The sequence below is a fragment of the Pseudomonas sp. NPDC089534 genome, from assembly GCF_044749305.1.
Classification (GTDB): domain Bacteria; phylum Pseudomonadota; class Gammaproteobacteria; order Pseudomonadales; family Pseudomonadaceae; genus Aquipseudomonas; species Aquipseudomonas ekonensis.
On record NZ_JBIVHR010000029.1, the window covers coordinates 13,867 to 29,267 of the forward strand.

The window sequence follows — 15,401 nt, forward strand, 5'->3', positions numbered from 1 at the left end:
GTTAAGCATTGGCCGGGTAAGCTCGGGCTTCCTGCTCAACTCCGGTTGCCTGAATCCATGTCGCGTGCCGCCTCGTCCCTGTTTCTGCTTGCCGCCCTGCTGTTTTTCTTCGCGTTGGGCAACCATCAACTGCAAGGCTCCACCGAGGCCCGGGTCGCCGGGATCGCCATGGAGATGCACCTGGACAACGACTGGGTGACGCCGCGCCTGTTCGGCGAACCGTTCCTGGAGAAACCGCCCCTGAGCCTGTGGCTGGACGCCGGCGCCCTGCGCATGTTCGGCGTGTCGCCGTGGGCGGTGCGGCTGGCGTCGGCGTTTGCCGGGCTGTTCAGCGTGATGGTGCTGTACACAATGCTGCGCCGCCTCGGACGGCCTCGGGCCATCGCCTGGACGGCGGGGATTCTGCTGGCGACCATGGCCAGTTACTGGAGCAACGTGCGCGGCGTCGGCGAAGACGCGTTGCTGGCGCTCGGCGTGACCACGGCGCTGCTGGCGTTTTTCCAGGGCCTGCGTTCGCCGACAGCGGGCAACGGCCTGCTGTTCGCCGCCGGGATCGCCGTCGCCACCCTGAGCAAAGGCGTGCTGGGCCTGGCCATGCCGGGGGTGGTGATCTTCGCGTACTTGCTGGCGGACAACCTGATGGACCGGCGCCTGAAGCTCGGCGCCTGGCTGCGTCCGGGCCTGTTGACGGCGTTGGGGCTGGTGCCGCTGCTGATCTGGCTGGCGGTGCTGTATCAGCGCGGCGGCGCGCAGGCGGTGGGCGAAGTGCTGCTGACCAACAGCGTCGGGCGCTTCAGCGGCTCCTTCGTGGAGGCCGGCCACTACGAACCGTTCTACTACTACCTGGCCAAACTGCCGGAAGCGTTCCTGCCGTGGAACATTCTGGTGTACCTGGGGCTGTGGCACTTTCGCAAAAGCCTGCGGGCCAACCGTTACCTGCTGTTTTTCAGCCTGTGGATCATTGCCCAGTTCATCATGCTGACCCTGGCCTCCAGCAAACGCACGGTGTACCTGATGTCGATGACCCCGGCCGCCGCCGTGATCGCGGCGGAGTACGCAGCCGTGCTGTTCGAACGGCTGAAGGATCACGAACACGGCTTCACCGGATGGCTTGCGCGGCACCGCCGGGCCTTGGCGTCCGGCCTGCTGGCGCTGGTGATTGCCAGCTACCTGGGTGCGGCGCAGTGGGCGATGCCCCGGGCCGACCGCCAGTTGTCGTTCCTGCCGCTGACCGAGCAGATCCAGTCGATGCAGGCCAACGGCCAACACGTAGCGCTGTTCCAGGCCAACGAACGGCTGGGCGGCGCCAGCGTGTTCTACACCCAGAGCATCCTCAAGGGCCTGGACACCCCCGCCCAACTGGACGCCTACCTGCGCGCCTCGCCGGCCAACGTGGCGGTGATGTCCGGCGACAGCGAGCCCGCCGCGCCGCTCAAAGTGCTCAAGACCATGATGGTCGGGCGCCAGGCCTACTACTTCGTCGGCTACTGAGCCGCACGGATTCACGCCCATGAAAAAACCGCCGGCAAGGGCGGTTTTTTCATGGGCAGCGCAGAAAGGTCAGGCGGTGCCGGCCTGGGCGGCGAACACCGGCCGCTGACGCGTGTGCAGCACCGGCAACGCCAACCGGGCCTGGCCGTAGAAGGCCAGCGCCGTCAGCAGGCAGGTCAGCCAGACGAAGATCCCGGCCCAGAACGTGTGGGACATGTAGTGCCAGCCTTGCAGCACCCGCGTGGTGCCGTAGACCAGGCCGAGCAGCAGCGATGCGTACAGCACGGCGCTGGAGAAGCGCCACTGGTGACGACGCGCCACAAAGTACAGCGCCAGCATGGTGAACCCGCCCGACGCGTGGCCGCCCGGCCAGCAGCGGCCGTCGCCGGCCTCGTGGAACAGCTGGAAATTGCTGAACCAGTCGACGTGCGCCATCTTGCCGCCGTACAGCGTGGTTTCGATCGGGCAGTACACGCTGGTGTGGGCCTTGAGGAAATGGATCACACCAGTGCACAGCGCAAACGCCACCACGACGAACAGCCAGTCGCGCCGGTGCGCCGCAGCGAAGCGCAGGAGCGGCGCCAACCGGCTGCGCTCCAGGAACGCGCCCAGGCGCGGGCGCCGGTCGGAGGCCAGCAGCGGCCAGACGAACGACAGCATCAACGCGATGAACGCCCCTTCGGCCGTCCAGTTCGGAATGATCCGCGCCCATTTGTGGGTGAACTGTTCGAACAGGTGGTTCTGTTCGATGGGGAACAGCTGGCTCACCGGGTCGAACAGCAGGTTGCTGAAGGCGACATCGAGGTGGGTCATGTCGAACGTCAGAAACACCAGCGCCGCGCAGGCCAGGGGAATGCCGAAGTTGATCAGGTAGTAGCGGCTGGGCGTCATGGAGTGTCCTGAGGTGAGGGAGACAGTCATTGGGCGGTCACCGAGCGCCAGTCCGAGGCTTCGATGAGGCCGAGCATTTTCGGTGCCGCCGGGTTGGCGGCGGAAATGAACAGGGAGGCGCCGTAGCCGGGCGTCGAGGCGGAGACCTTCAGGTCCTTTTCCAGTTGCGCCATGCATTCGCTGTGGGTGACCAGGATCAGGTTGCGCCCCGGCACCTTGTGCGCGAGGGCGTCCTGCAGCATCCGGCCCTTGCAGTTGATCAGCCAGTCCTCGCCGGTCGCCGCCCGGTTGAACATGTAGCCGGCGGTCTGCACGGTGCGCAGCATCGGGCTGTTGTAGACGTCGGCATGGGCCAGGCCCAGGCGCTCGAACTGCGCGCCGACGCCCACGGCGACGCTGCGCGAACGGTCGGTGATGCCGTCGTTGCCGATCAGGCAAGGCGCCTTGGAGTGGTCGCAGCGCTCGACATGGCGCACCAGCACGATCATGTCGCCCTTGGCCCACCCCGCCGCCAGCGCCCGGGCGCCGGCCACATTGCCGTGGGCCAGGTCCGGCACCGCCGCAGGCGCCAGCAGCCACAGGGTCAAGGGAACCGCCAGCAGCGCGGCCGCCAGGATCACCCAGGCATTGCGGTAGCGGGCCAGGCCGCCCAGCGGGAGCGAGCGTTTGACCCCGAACAGACTCAGTCTCAATTCCACATCAGGCCGCCTCACCGGCATACAGCACGCAACATTAAAAGCGGCGAGGGTAAAGAGAGCGGCGTGGGCGGCCGGTGAAACGCGTGTGAAAAAAGTCTTGGGAGGCGGCGCCGGCGCGCCGGAAAGGTTTGTTACAGATTTCGTCCGACAAAATCCTTTCAGCTCTCGGGATTGCGGCCGATACAGTCCTGCTAACACCCTTGCTGGCTCAAAAAAACAACAATCTTCCAGCCCAACCGACGATCAAGCAGCACAACGTTTCTGGAGGAATTGTGATGAATAGCTGGTTCGGCAACATCAGCGTGAACCTCAAACTGGGGCTGGGCTTCGGCCTTGTCCTGGCACTGACCTGCATCCTGGCGCTGACCGGCTGGACCAGCCTGGGCGGCCTGATTGACCGCAGCAACTGGATGAGCGACATCACCCAGCTCAACGCCGGCCTGACCAAGCTGCGCGTGGTGCGCCTGCAATACATGCTGACCAACGGCGACGAAACCGCCGCGCAGAACGTGCAGACCACCCTCGACGGCTTCGCCGCGCAGCAGCAGGCGCTGATCAGCAAGTTCAAGAGCCCGGAAAACGTCAAGCTGCTCAAGGAGCAGGCGCAGACCATCGCCGAGTACCAGACCTCGCTGAACAAGATGCGCAACGCCTACCGCACCGGCAACAGCGCGCGCGACACCATGTCCGCCAACGCCGAGACCGCCTACAACCAGCTTGAGACCATCAGCGATTTCGTCCGCCAGCTGCCGATGAGCGAGCAGCGCTTCGAGCAGTTCCAGGCCATCACCGAAGCCAAGGAAGCGTTCATCCTGGCGCGCTACGAAGTGCGCGGCTACACCGCCACCACCAACGCCGACACCGAACAGAAAGCCGTCGCCCAGCTGAATGTCGCGATCGCCAGCCTCAAGCAGTTGAACGCGCACTTCGCCAGCTCCCAGCAGAGCGCCCTGCGCCAGCTGGAAGACGCCCTCGTCAGCTACCGCAGCGCCTTGCAGGCCTACAAGGCCGCCAACACCGACGCCGTGCAGGCGCGCAAGGAAATGACCGACCAGGGCGCCACCATCGTGACCCTGAGCGAGCAGCTGTACCAGATCCAGCTTGACCGCCGCGACGTGGAAAGCGCCCAGGCCCGCACCCTGCAATTGATCAGCACCCTGCTGGCGCTGCTGGTGGGCGTGATCGCCGCCGTGATCATCACCCGTCAGATCACCCGTCCGCTGCAGGAAACCCTGACCGTGGTCGAGCGCATCGCCAGCGGCGACCTGACCCAGAACGTCAAGGTCACCCGCCGCGACGAACTCGGCGTGCTGCAACAAGGCATCGCCCGCATGGGCGTGACCCTGCGCGACCTGATCAGCGGCATCCGCGACGGCGTCACCCAGATCGCCAGCGCCGCCGAAGAGCTGTCGGCCGTCACCGAGCAGACCAGCGCCGGGGTCAACAGCCAGAAGGTCGAGACCGATCAGGTCGCCACCGCCATGCATGAAATGACCGCCACCGTGCAGGAAGTCGCGCGCAACGCCGAAGAGGCCTCCCAAGCCGCTGCGGCCGCCGACGGCGAAGCCCGCGACGGCGACAAGGTGGTCAACGAAGCCATCGCCCAGATCGAGCGCCTGGCCAGCGAAGTGGTGCGTTCCACCGAAGCCATGACCGTGCTGCAGCAGGAAAGCGACAAGATCGGCAGCGTCATGGACGTGATCAAGGCCGTGGCCGAACAGACCAACCTGCTGGCCCTCAACGCCGCCATCGAAGCGGCCCGTGCCGGTGAGGCGGGCCGTGGCTTCGCCGTGGTCGCCGACGAAGTCCGCGGCCTGGCCCAGCGCACGCAGAAGTCCACCGAGGAAATCGAAGGCCTGGTGGCCGGCCTGCAGAACGGCACCCAGCAAGTGGCCGCCGTGATGAACAACAGCCGCGCCCTGACCGACAGCAGCGTGGCCCTGACCCGCAAGGCCGGCGATTCCCTGGAGAACATCACCCGCACGGTGTCGAACATCCAGTCGATGAACCAGCAGATCGCCGCCGCCGCCGAACAGCAGAGCGCCGTGGCCGAAGAGATCAGCCGCAGCATCATCAACGTGCGCGACGTGTCCGAACAGACCGCCGCCGCGAGCGACGAGACCGCCGCGTCCAGCGTCGAACTGGCCCGCCTGGGCGGTCAGTTGCAGCAGATGGTGAGTCACTTCCGCGTCTGATGCAGGGCGCCTGATCAGCGCCGCCGCAATGAAAAAGCCCGCCGTCGCAGTGATTCATCATCACTGCGACGGCGGGCTTTTTTTGGGGAGTAATCAGGGGTCACTCGGCGCCGCTGCACTCAAAGTCCTTCACACTGCGGGTCTCGACGGCATATCGAGTTCTACGCCCCCCACTTCTCTGAACCGGTCGCGGATGCGACTGCCCAGTCCACCCGACAGCCCTGTCGCTATCAGGGCACGCTGCAAGATGAACCGGGCCTCTTCTTCCATTGAGCGCCCGTTTTGAGCAGCAACAATTCGAAGCTGTTCCTTCATGTCGTCGTCGAGATTGCGAATGGTGATGCTGGCCATGACGTCCTCCTGCAATCGGTGAAATCGTTGATCGCAGGCTAGAAAATCACGACCGGATGATGATCGACAAGGACTGAACGGTCTCAAACACAAATCGCATTGGTGAACACCAACCGGTTCCCGAACGGATCGGTCACGGTCATGTCCTGGCTGCCCCACGGCATGGCCTGGATGCCCGGGCGGGCGAATTTGTAGGCCTTGGCGATCAGTTGCTGCTGAAACGCCTCCAGCTCGTCGGTCTCGATGCGCAGGGCCGAGCCCGGCGTGGCGTCGCCGTGGTGTTCGGACAGGTGCAGCACGCAGTCGCCCCGGGAGACTTGCAGGTACAGCGGGAAGCCTTCTTCGAAGCGGTGCTGCCAATCGATCGTGAAGCCGAGGAAACCGACGTAGAACTCGACCGCCTTGGCCTCATCGAAAATCCGCAGGATCGGAGTGGTTTTGCCGAAGCTCATGGGTTGCTCCCTGATTGTTTGGCCCCAGGTCTAGACGGGCTGGATGTCAGCGCTTCGGCCTGCGCGCGGCATTCTTTAATTGCAATGTGCCACCACTGTGACGCACTGCTCGGAATCTTCAACGAAACCCCTCGCGCAGGTCGCCCCGGCGCGCCAGAAACCGCCCTTCCCGGCTCCCTGTGGCTTGCCCGTCGCGGTAGCTCAAAGTGCCGTTGACCCACACGCCGTCGATCCCCTGTGCCGGCCGTTGCGGGTCGTTGAAGTCCGCCACGTCGCGCACGGTGGCCGGGTCGAACAGCACCAGGTCCGCCCAATGCCCCTCGCGGATTTCCCCGCGCTCCGCCAGGCCGAAGCGCTTGGCCGACAGCCCGGTCATCTTGTGCACGGCGGTGTGCAGCGCAAACAGCCCGACATCGCGGCTGAAGTGCCCCAGCACCCGAGGGAACGCGCCCCACAGGCGAGGATGCGGGAACGGGTCTTCCGGCAGGCCGTCGGAGCCGACCATCGTCAGCGGATGCGCAAGGATCCGCCGCACGTCGTTCTCGTCCATGCCGTAATACACCGCGCCCGCCGGTTGCAGGCGCCGCGCCGCCTCCAGCAGCGGCACCTGCCATTCGGCGGCGATGTCGGCCAGGTCGCGGCCGCCCATCTGCGGGTGGGGCGTGGACCAGGTGACGGTGATGCGGTGGGCGTCGGTGACCTGCTTGAGGTCCAGGGTCGAGGAACTGGCCGCGTACGGATAGCAGTCGCAGGCCACCGGCTGATTCTTTGCCGCCGCCTCCAGGGACGCCAGCAGTTGCGGGCTGCGCCCCCAGTTGCCGACGCCGGCGCATTTGAGGTGGGAGACGATCACCGGCGAGCGCGCATGGCGACCGATGCGGAACGCTTCGTCCATGGCCTCCAGCACCGGCTCGAATTCGCTGCGCAGGTGGGTGGTGTACACCGCGCCGAAGGCGTTCAGCTCTTCGGTCAGTTGCATCACCTCCTCGGTGGACGCCGAAAACGCGCTCGCATAGGCCAGACCTGTGGATAACCCCAAGGCGCCCGCTTCGAGGCTGTCGCGCAACTGCTCGCGCATGGCGGCGATTTCGTCGGCGCCGGCGGTGCGGTACAGATCGTCCAGGTGATTGCTGCGCAGCGCCGTGTGCCCGACCAGCGCCGCCACGTTCAGCGTCGTGTTCGCCGATTCGACCGCCGCGCGGTAATCGCGAAAGCGTGGATAGACGAACGCCGCCGCACTGCCCAGCAGGTTCATCGGATCCGGCGGATCGCCCCGCAGGCTGACCGGCGCGGCGCTGATCCCGCAGTTGCCGACGATCACCGTGGTCACGCCCTGGCTCAGCTTGGGCAGCATCTGCGGCTGGCGGATCACCACGGTGTCGTCGTGGGTGTGCACGTCGATGAACCCCGGCGCCAGCACCCGCCCGGCCGCGTCGATCTCTTCACGGGCGCGGGCGTCCGGCAAATGGCCGATGCGTTCGATGCGGCCGGCGCGCAGCGCCACGTCGGCGGTGTAGCCGGGGGCGTTGCTGCCGTCGATGACCTGGGCGTTGCGGATCAGTGTGTCGTACAGCATGCGGTCTCCGGCATCAGGCCAGCGTCAGTGCCTTCCCTTGATCAAATGGTGATCGAATCCCTGCTCGATCAGGTAGCGCCAGGCTACCTGCACATCTTCCGGGATTTCCTGCCCGACCTGAAAGCCCAGCGACGGGTAAACCATGATCCGGTGCACATCCCCGACCATTTCGTCGATCAGCCCCAGCACGCCGATCAAATGGCTGACCCCGTCGGGAAAGCCGAACGCCGGCGCATCCACCCACGCGTCGAGTTCCGGCCACTGCACGGGCAAGGTCAACGCCACGCGTCGGATCGAATTGGGTTTGGTCAGGAAGGTCGCCCGGCGCACGTCCGGAAACAGCGCCCTGGCGAACGCGATGTTCTCGGCGAAATTGGTGGCACGGCGCTCCAGGGTGAACCGCTCCGCCGGCACCCCCAGCAAAAGGGCCCGTTGGGCAAAGACATCGGCTTCGGGACGTTCCCACAAATGCTTCGTCCAGTTGCCGGTGTCGCCGGTGAACAGCAGGTGCGGGGCGACGCCGCGCTTGAGCAGCTCGCAGGCGTAGTCGCAGACCCGCAGGTCGTAGGAGCCGCAGACCACGATCAGCTCGCAGGACTCGTGCCCGCGTCCCGACCCGAGAAAGTCCCACAGGACCCTGGCGTGCTTGAGGGTCGGCGTCATGAGAGGACCACCTCCCGGACACCGAGGACCAGGCCGCCGTCGGCATAGCCATGGGCCCGTCCTTGCGCCAGCGAGACCGGCAGCCGGGTGAAATCGGCATAGGCGCACGCGGCGCCATGCCCGGTCAGGGTCGGGTCGTCGCCGATGCCGATGCACAGCGCGCCGCTGCCGGTGGCCGACTGCACGCCGCTGACGGAGTCTTCGAAGACCAGGCATTCATCGCTTCGGCAGCCCAGCCGTGTGGCCGCCAAATGATAAGGATCCGGGGCCGGTTTGCCGTGGCGCACATCGTCACGGCAGATGATGGTGTCGAAGGCCGAGGCCAGGTCATGCTGTTGCAGGACGTGTTCGACCCGCGCCCGCCAACTGCTGGTCACCAGGGCCATGGGCACGCGGCCCTTGAGCCGGTCGATCAGTTCGGCGATGCCCGGCACCAGCGAGCACGCGGAACGTTCCTCGATGGCGTCGACTTCCTGCTTGATCGCCGCCCGCTTGCGCTCGTCGAAGCGGCCGAACAGGGCCTGCAAGGTGTAGCCGCCCGGACGGCCGTGAATGTGCTCGTCGATGAACGCCTGGTCGACGGCGATTGCGTATTGGCGCGCCACCGTCGTCCAGGCGAGTTCGATGACCTCGCGGGACTGGATCAGCACGCCGTCCATGTCAAAGCAGACGGCTGTAAACGTTCGTGGTGTCATCCGTTGCACTTCGCATTCTCTGGTGGGCGATGAAGGCCAGCGCCGTGCCGGCCAGGGCGAACAGGGCCATGACGCGATAGGACCACTGCGGCAGCGTCTCGTACAGGTAGCCGGCGAACGGCGTGGCCAGCCCCATGGGCAACGCGACGGCCAGCGAATAGTAGACGCCCTGGGTGAAGACCTGGATGTCCTGCGGCGCGTGATCGCGGATCAGGCGCATGATCGCCGCATGGTAAGCGGCGAAGCTCAGGGCGTGCAGGCATTGCCCCAGCACGATCAGCGACACCGCGTCGCTGTCGGAGAAGAACGCCCAGCGCACGGCCGCGCAGACACCGGAGAACATCACCACCGGCAACGCCGGGCAGCGCGCCAGGATTTTGTTGGAGAACGCGAAGTAGGTGATTTCCGCCAGCACCGCCAGCGCCCAGAACGCGCCGATCCAGCTTGGGGAGTACCCCTTCACGCCCCAACCGATCGAGGCGGTGGAGAAGTACAGGGTGTGGCTCAGCTGAATGCAGCTGGCCGCCGCAATCGCGATCAGCAGCGGCTTGCGGGCGAACAGCGCTTTCCAGTCCGGCCGCTTGACCGCACGCCCGGCCGACGCCTGCGGCGTGCGCGACACCCGATGCTTGAGCCGCAGGCATGCCACGGCGGTGACGCCCATGCTGGCCGCGATCACCAGCGGCACCCAGGACTGGCCTTGCCGCGCAAACAGCAGGCCGCCGAGGGTCGACGTCAGGATGAACGCCGAGGAGCCCACCGCCCGCACCCAACCGTAGTTTTGCAGCGCCTGCTTGTCGCGCTTGAGCAGATAGGACTCGGACAGTGGCAGCACCACCATCCACAGCCCGCCGAACAGGATGCTCAGGCACACGAATCCCCACAGGTGCACCGGCAGGAAAGGGAACAGCAGCGTGCACAGCGCCGCCGCGCACGCGAGCGCGGCGGCCAGGCGCAACTGGTCCACGCGCCAGTCGGCCACGTAGGTGATCAGCACCCCGGTCACCACCTGCGGCCAGTACACTGCCGCAATCAGCAGGCCGATCTGGCTGGCGCTGAAGCCCAGCGAATCCAGCCACGTCGGCCAGAACGGATAGATGATCCCTTCCGCCGCAAAGAAACCGAAAAAGATCAGATACATGCGTCATCCATAGGACTTGCCCCCGGTCAGGGCTCCGGCGGAGCCCTGCTGTCGGTCTTGCGTCTATTCGAAACGGTGCTGGGTGAAGCTGTTCTTGCCCTTGCGCCAGACGATCAGCGATTCGCTCATCACCACCAGATCGACCATCCCCTCCTTCAACGCGTCCAGCGCGTCCTGCGATGTGCAGACGATGGGTTCCTCATGGCGGTTGAACGAGGTGTTGATCAAGGCCGCCTGGCCGGTTTTCTCGTGCCAGGCGGTCAACAGGCGATGCATGAACGGGTCGGCCTGCGGACGGATGACCTGCGGCCGCGCGGTGCCGTCGATGTGCACCACCGCCGGGCTCGCCTCGCGAAACTGCGGATGGCAATCGTAGGTCATGGTCATGGTGTCCGCCGCCACCTGGCTTTCGTCCCAGCCGACGTAGCAGGCCGCGGCCTGTTCGAGGGCGGTGACCGGGCCGAACGGCATGAACTCGGTGCGGTGCATGCGCTTGTTCAGCCAGTCGTTCACCTCGGCATCCTGCGCGTGGTAGACGATGCTGCGGTTGCACAGCGAACGCGGGCCGAACTCCATCTTGCCCTTGAACATGCCCAGCACCTGGTTTTCCTGCAACGCCTCGGTGAGCACCTCGATGAGGTTCGACGGCGTGTGGTAACCGAGCTCGGGGTAGTCGCGGTGGATCAGGTTGATGTTCTGCGAGACGCTGCGCGACTCCGGCCCGAGCATCATCGACGGGTTCCGGAAGCGGGTGCCGTCCTTCAGGTACGCCGCCCCCACCGCCGCCGCCAACGCCAGGCCGCCGTCGCCCATGCATGGCAGCACGTAGACGTCCTTGACGCCGGGGATCTCGCGCAGGCGCTGGTTGAGCTTCACGTTGCCGAACACGCCGCCGGCCAGGCACAGGGCGGCGCTGCCGCGCTGCGCCAGGTGATGGGTGACGGTCGCCACCAGCAGGTCTTCGGTGTGGCGCTGGGCGGCCGCCGCGATGTCCTCGGGGGTCTCATGGGCGAACAACGCTTCCAGGCTTTCGCCGTAATGGTTGTAGGACGGCAAGAACAGGTCGCCGCAGACGGCCCTGATGCGCCCGTCTTCGAACCGGATCATCTGCTGCATCACGCCGAGCAGTTTCTGCGGGTCGCCGAACGCGGCCAGCCCGGTGACCTTGCCCTCGTGCCGGTTGGGCTTGTAGCCCAGCAGGCGGGTGATCCGGCCATAGAAGTAACCCAGGCTGTCGATGCTGGTCTCGCGCTGCAGCACGGTGGTTTCGTTCGGGCCGTACCAGCTCACGGTCAGGGACTGGAAGTCGCCGCGCCCGTCGCAGGTCAGGGTCAGCGCCTCGTCGAACGGCGAGCAGACATAGGCGCCGAGGGCATGGCACTCGTGGTGGTCGATGAAGCAGGCCTTGCCGACCAGGCCGTTGTCCGCGATGAACCGGTCGAACTCGGCGCGCTTCTCCTTATCGTTGCGCACCTCGTCGGTGATGCGCTGGCGGAACTGGGCCAGGCCCTCGGGGTTGTTCCGCACTTCATCGACGATGCGGTCAAAGTACAGCTCGATGTGCTTGTCGGCATTGAAGCCGGCGTTCCATCCGTACGCCACATGGTCGAGATCCTCCAGCGAGACGCCGGCATGGCTCAACACGAACTCGATGGACCGGGCAGGCCAGACCTTGTCGTCCTTGATCCGGGTGAAGCGCTCTTCACTGACCGCTGACAGAATCTGACCGTCGCGCACCAGGCAGGCGCCCGACAGATCGTTGTTGGTGATCCCTAGAATGAGCATGACTGTTCCCTGTTGTTGCCAACTTCATGGATGAGCGCGCCCGTGCGCCAGGCATGCGGAGCCCGGGCCTGTGGCGCATTCCGGCCGTCGGTGGCCGAAGGTCGTTAACAAGTGAGGAGGCGAAGCGGTTACGTTCGCCGGGACATGCCTTTAGGGGAGGGCATCATGAGTGCGCATGGTCATCGCCAATTCCTTTTGAAAAAAAAACTCCACGGGGGGTAACCCACTGACTCGGCCTCATGCCTGACAACGAGTGGGTGCCGAACCTGCAGTATCGAATCTGCCTGTCCGGAAATCAGCCTAGACGCAATTGTGCGGAGCGCCCGCCAAACGCGACCTAAAATTTAAATGCCGCCCGAAGTCTTTTGTTTCCAAAGGTTTGCACAAATCAAGACACACGAAATCCTGTAGGAACGAGCCTGCTCGCGATGGCGTAGGGTCAGTCGATGCCAATGTCGACTGACGTACCGCAATCGCGAGCAGGCTCGCTCCTACAGGTTTGTTTGTGTATCCGGAAGCGTGCTCAGCCCTTGAAGTCCGCACTGGCATAGGCCGCCAGCTTGCCCTGGATGAAGTCCAAAAAGCACTGGATCCGCAGCGCCAGCTGCGAGTTGCGGTAGTACACGGCGTTGATCGGCTGCCGGTAACCGCTGTTGAACTGCGCCAGCACGACCTTGAGGCGCCCGGCGCGGATGTCGTCGATGGTCATGAAGTGCGACAGGCAAGCGATGCCCTGCCCTTCCAGCGCCAGGTGGCGCACGGTCTCGCCGCTGGAGGCGCCGATGGCCGGGGTGACCGGCCAGCGGTCGCCGTGCACATGGCGCAGCGGCCACTGGTTGAGGCCTTCGTTCTGGGTGAAGCCGAGCAGGACGTGCCGGCTCAGGTCGGCCACTTCGGCGGGCGTGCCGTGGGCCGCCAGGTACGCCGGGCTGGCGACGATCAGCAGCGGGCTGCAGCCCAGCGAACGGGCGTGCAGCGTCGAGTCGGCCAAGGTGCCGATGCGGATGGCGATGTCGGTGCTTTGCTCCAGCAGGTCGATGATCAGGTCGTTGCTGTTGAGCTCCAGCAGGATGTCCGGGTAGAGGCGGCGGAACTCGTCGACGTACGGCACCACCGCGTGCAGCATGAACGGCGAGGCGGCGTTGATCCGCAGCCGTCCGGACGGGGTCTGGTGGCGGGAAATGAGCCGTTCTTCCAGCTCGTCCATCTGGTCGAGGATGCGCTTGGCCTGCCCGAAGAAGTACTTGCCCTCTTCGGTCAGGTCCATGCGCCGGGTGGTGCGGTTGATCAGCGTCGTTTCGAGCTTGGCCTCCAGGCGCGACAGCGTGCGGCTGACCGCCGACGGCGTCTGGCCGACCTGCTCGGCGGCGGCGGAGATCGAACCGCATTCGATCACGCAGACGAAAATCTGCAACTCATCGGATCTGGCTTTCACGGATGTCCTCTATCGAATGCTCTGTGGCGAGGGAGCTTGCTCCCGCTCGGCTGCGCAGCAGCCGCAAATCCTGGAGGATCGCTGCGCGCTCCGGCGGGAGCAAGCTCCCTCGCCACAGGCCCAGTGCTCGATAGTAGCCCGAAACACTCAAGCCTTGAGGCCAAACACCTCTTTCAGGTGCTGCTCGTAGCGCACCACGTCGGCCTCGATGTTCGGGCGCTTCATCACGTCCACGCACAGGAACGTCGGCAGCCCGGTCATGCCCAGGAACTGGTTGGCCTTGTGGAACGGGAAGTAGACGGCGTCCACGCCCTTGGCCTCGAAGAAGTCGGTCGGATCCTCGAAGGCCTGCTGCGGCGCGTTCCAGGTCAGCGACAGCATGTACTGCTTGCCGTGGATCAGGCCGCCGCTGCCGTACTTCTGCGAGGCGTCGGACCGGGTGCGGCCGTCGCTGGCGTAGAGGCTGCCGTGGCCGGCGGTGAACACTTCGTCGACGTACTTCTTCACCGTCCACGGCGCGCCCATCCACCAGCCCGGCATCTGATAGATGATCACATCGGCCCAGAGGAACTTGGCCACCTCTTCGGCCACGTCGTAGCCCTCGTCGATGAAGGTGGTCTTGACGTCGAGGCCGCCGCGGTCGAGCACGGCGAGCGCCGCCTCGTGCAGGGTGGCGTTGTAGCGGCCGTCGGAGTGGGCGAATTTTTTGCCGCCGTTGAGCAACAGGACTTTTTTCATGGGTCAGCCTCGATCGGATTCCAATGCCCGGCGCACTCGCCGGATGGAGAAGGGAAGTGAAGGAATGGCGGCAGGTTAACGGTCCGCCCCGCGCGGAATAAGCGACGGTTGCGCAAATGACATTTGACCGAAAATCACGAATCACCCAACGATTCGTGCCGTAGCATTGGCCGCCACTTCAACTTGAGGAACCGAACGATGAGCGAACGCCAGGGCTTCATCCTGCACGCCAAGACCCGCCCGGAAAAAGCCGAGGCCTTCGAGGCGTTCTTCCGCGCCCATGTCGAGCCGAGCCGAGCCGAACCAGGCTGCATCGAGTACCACATGCTGCGCGACAAGCACGATCCGACCCTGTTCATCTTCTACGAGATCTGGGCGTCCCAGGCGGATCTGGACGTGCACTCGAACCTGCCGCACATGCAGCAGTTCCTGGCGCAGCGCATGGAGTACCTGGAGCGGGATTTCGACATCCGTCCGATCGAGATGCTCAGCGCCTCGTCGGCTAGCCGCTGACCAGCAGATGGGCGCCGAGCGCGCCCAGACCGATGAAGAACACCCGCTTGAACAGCGTGGCGCTGATCCGCCGGCGCAGCCATTGGCCGAACCACAGGCCGAGCATCGCCGGCGCCAGGGCCAGCAGCGAAGCGCTGAGCTCACCGCCGCCCAGGGCGCCGCGCCAGAACAGGCCGGCGGCCAGGGCCAGGGTCGACACGGTGAAGGACAGGCCCAGCGCCTGCACCAGCCCGTCGCGGCTCAAGCCCAACGCTTGCAGGTAAGGCACCGCCGGAATCACGAACACACCGGTGGCCGAGGTGATGACGCCCGTCACCGCGCCGCACACCGGACCAAGCCAGGGTTCGTGCCGACGGCCGACCCGCAGGGCCGGCAGCCACAATCCGTACAGCGCATACAGCAGCAACGCCGCGCCGAGCCCGCGCACGACCCAATGCCCGCCCGCCATGCCGAGCCACAGGGTGCCGACGCCGGTGCCGAGGAAGATCGACAGCAGCATCGGCCACAGGCGTCTCATCAGCCCGCGCAAATGGCCGCCGAAGGCCAGTTGCCAGAGGTTGGTCAGGGTCGCCGGGACGATCAGCAGCGCCGCTGCCTGCGCCGGCGCCATAGCCAGGCCGAGCAGCCCCATGGCGACCGTAGGCAGGCCGAGGCCGATCACGCCCTTGACCGAGCCGGCGAGGAAGAAGGTGGCGACGACCAGCAAAGACAGGACAATGCCGAGGTTCTGGTAGAAATCGAGGTAGGCGTTCATGGCGCCACTGTGCGCCTGGCCGG

Annotated in this window: 15 protein-coding genes and 1 pseudogene; 4 read left to right on the forward strand and 12 right to left on the reverse strand. The window is 65.6% G+C overall.

The genetic code is table 11. The features are described from left to right. The first annotated feature begins 57 nt into the window (after positions 1-57). Positions 58-1,491 carry an ArnT family glycosyltransferase gene (locus ACIP0B_RS11615; RefSeq protein WP_400832004.1) on the forward strand — a complete coding sequence of 478 codons (1,434 nt, stop codon included), beginning with the start codon at positions 58-60 and terminating at the stop codon, positions 1,489-1,491. 69 nt (positions 1,492-1,560) lie between these two features. On the opposite strand, the gene ACIP0B_RS11620 is transcribed toward ACIP0B_RS11615, so the two are convergent. After that, positions 1,561-2,382: a phosphatase PAP2 family protein gene (locus tag ACIP0B_RS11620; protein WP_400832006.1), complete on the reverse strand. Its 822-nt coding sequence runs from the start codon at positions 2,380-2,382 to the stop codon at positions 1,561-1,563. Positions 2,383-2,408: 26 nt separating this feature from the next. Beyond that, the gene (locus tag ACIP0B_RS11625; protein WP_400832008.1) at positions 2,409-3,080 is read right to left on the reverse strand and encodes a histidine phosphatase family protein; all 672 of its coding nucleotides are present in this window, start codon (positions 3,078-3,080) and stop codon (positions 2,409-2,411) included. Positions 3,081-3,490: 410 nt separating this feature from the next. On the opposite strand from ACIP0B_RS11625, the pseudogene ACIP0B_RS11630 reads away from it, so the two are divergent. Together ACIP0B_RS11630 and ACIP0B_RS11635 are read left to right on the forward strand one after the other, a co-directional pair. After that, positions 3,491-4,369: pseudogene (locus tag ACIP0B_RS11630) on the forward strand (methyl-accepting chemotaxis protein); the annotation flags it as partial. A gap of 201 nt (positions 4,370-4,570) precedes the next feature. Beyond that, positions 4,571-5,275: a methyl-accepting chemotaxis protein gene (locus tag ACIP0B_RS11635; RefSeq protein ID WP_400832060.1), complete on the forward strand. Its 705-nt coding sequence runs from the start codon at positions 4,571-4,573 to the stop codon at positions 5,273-5,275. 129 nt (positions 5,276-5,404) lie between these two features. Here the strand turns inward: ACIP0B_RS11635 and ACIP0B_RS11640 are convergent, their stop codons facing one another. The 9 genes from ACIP0B_RS11640 to ACIP0B_RS11680 all read right to left on the reverse strand — a co-directional run bounded on the left by ACIP0B_RS11640 (position 5,405) and on the right by ACIP0B_RS11680 (position 14,111). Then, positions 5,405-5,626, reverse strand: coding sequence for a FitA-like ribbon-helix-helix domain-containing protein (locus ACIP0B_RS11640; protein WP_400832009.1), 222 nt, complete (start codon positions 5,624-5,626; stop codon positions 5,405-5,407). Positions 5,627-5,709: 83 nt separating this feature from the next. Continuing rightward, on the reverse strand, positions 5,710-6,078 hold the full coding sequence (locus ACIP0B_RS11645; protein WP_400832011.1) for a glyoxalase superfamily protein: 369 nt from the start codon (positions 6,076-6,078) through the stop codon (positions 5,710-5,712). Positions 6,079-6,196: 118 nt separating this feature from the next. Then, positions 6,197-7,654, reverse strand: a complete 1,458-nt coding sequence (locus tag ACIP0B_RS11650; RefSeq protein ID WP_400832012.1) for an amidohydrolase family protein — start codon at positions 7,652-7,654, stop codon at positions 6,197-6,199. Positions 7,655-7,678: 24 nt separating this feature from the next. Further along, a complete protein-coding gene (locus ACIP0B_RS11655; RefSeq protein ID WP_400832013.1) occupies positions 7,679-8,317 on the reverse strand; it encodes a YdcF family protein in 639 nt (212 codons plus the stop codon). Next, entirely contained in the window at positions 8,314-9,012 is a 699-nt protein-coding gene (locus tag ACIP0B_RS11660; protein WP_400832014.1) for an HAD family hydrolase, read from the reverse strand. The genes ACIP0B_RS11655 and ACIP0B_RS11660 overlap by 4 nt, the downstream gene beginning before the upstream one ends. Further along, positions 8,978-10,153: an MFS transporter gene (locus tag ACIP0B_RS11665; RefSeq protein WP_400832016.1), complete on the reverse strand. Its 1,176-nt coding sequence runs from the start codon at positions 10,151-10,153 to the stop codon at positions 8,978-8,980. Before ACIP0B_RS11665 ends, ACIP0B_RS11660 begins: the two co-directional genes overlap by 35 nt. A gap of 63 nt (positions 10,154-10,216) precedes the next feature. After that, positions 10,217-11,938 (reverse strand): carbamoyltransferase, encoded by a 1,722-nt coding sequence (locus ACIP0B_RS11670; protein WP_400832018.1) that lies wholly within the window; start codon positions 11,936-11,938, stop codon positions 10,217-10,219. A gap of 523 nt (positions 11,939-12,461) precedes the next feature. Next, positions 12,462-13,373, reverse strand: a complete 912-nt coding sequence (locus tag ACIP0B_RS11675) for a LysR substrate-binding domain-containing protein (protein WP_400832019.1) — start codon at positions 13,371-13,373, stop codon at positions 12,462-12,464. A 147-nt stretch (positions 13,374-13,520) separates the two neighbouring features. Beyond that, on the reverse strand, positions 13,521-14,111 hold the full coding sequence (locus tag ACIP0B_RS11680; protein ID WP_085578351.1) for an NAD(P)H-dependent oxidoreductase: 591 nt from the start codon (positions 14,109-14,111) through the stop codon (positions 13,521-13,523). A 198-nt stretch (positions 14,112-14,309) separates the two neighbouring features. Here ACIP0B_RS11680 and ACIP0B_RS11685 point away from each other — a divergent pair, with 198 nt between their 5' ends. Beyond that, the gene (locus ACIP0B_RS11685; RefSeq protein WP_400832021.1) at positions 14,310-14,624 is read left to right on the forward strand and encodes a putative quinol monooxygenase; all 315 of its coding nucleotides are present in this window, start codon (positions 14,310-14,312) and stop codon (positions 14,622-14,624) included. Here the strand turns inward: ACIP0B_RS11685 and ACIP0B_RS11690 are convergent. After that, entirely contained in the window at positions 14,614-15,378 is a 765-nt protein-coding gene (locus tag ACIP0B_RS11690) for a sulfite exporter TauE/SafE family protein (protein WP_400832023.1), read from the reverse strand. The two genes, ACIP0B_RS11685 and ACIP0B_RS11690, sit on opposite strands and share 11 nt — an antisense overlap. Positions 15,379-15,401 lie beyond the last annotated feature (23 nt).